The sequence below is a fragment of the Corallococcus carmarthensis genome (genome assembly GCF_003611695.1).
Taxonomy (GTDB): Bacteria; Myxococcota; Myxococcia; order Myxococcales; family Myxococcaceae; genus Corallococcus; species Corallococcus carmarthensis.
Window position 1 is genome coordinate 1 of sequence record NZ_RAWE01000472.1, and the last position, 830, is coordinate 830.

Genomic DNA, 830 nt, shown 5'->3' on the forward strand with positions numbered 1-830 from the left:
CCTCCCTGCTCCGCTCCCACCAGCGCCGCCTGCGCTGAGCCCGGCAGTGTCGACACCCGCGTCGCCAGCGTCTGCGCCGTGCCGCCCAGCGCCGCCATCGTCAGCATCACGAAGGCCCTCGCCGCCTGCTTCCCCATCACCTCCCCGTACTTCTCTCCCGCGTCACGGACGCCGTCGAACGTCCGCGCCTCCTTCACCTCCGCCGCCAGCACCCTCCAGCCCTGGATGAGACTCCACACCGTGTCCCAGCCCAGGTACGCAATCAGTGCCACCGTCAGCGTCACCGCCACTCCCTTCGTCAGCAGTGGCTCCGGCACCAACCACAGCCCGAAGTACACCGCTCCCGTCGTCGCCAGCAGCGTCACCATCGCCTCGGGCTCCACCATCCCCTCCAGGGCTTCGGCCGTCTCCTCCCACACCGAGTCCAACGCGATGCGGAAGGCCAGCGTCCGCTTGCCCTCCTCATCCAGCGTCAGCCCTCTGTCCAACAGGTGCAGGCAGTCCCCGGACAGCCGCTTGCGCACGCACCAGCGTCCGTAGGCGGCTTCCAGCTCCGTGCCCCCCTGCGACACGTGCACCCGGCCCTGCCTCGGGTCGTCCACGGACACGACGCCCAGCGAGGCTCGCGGGCGCTCCGCTCGGGGATTCAACAACCGCAGCGCTTCCCTCCTGGGCTGCACCGACACCGGCGCATCTCGCGCCAGTGTCCGCACCGTCTCCTCGAAGGTGTCTCCATCCAACGCCACGGGGCGCGCTTCCTTGCGCGGTGTGTACTCACGCGCACGGCCTTCTCCCGTGTCCAACCTCCACGTCCGTGACGTCGCGCAGCC

Annotated in this window: 1 protein-coding gene; it reads right to left on the reverse strand. The window is 70.1% G+C overall.

Annotation, left to right across the window (positions count from 1 at the left end; genetic code table 11):
- On the reverse strand, positions 1-830 hold an 830-nt coding region (gene sitA5 / locus D7X32_RS44535), incomplete at both ends, for a SitA5 family polymorphic toxin (protein WP_439329055.1).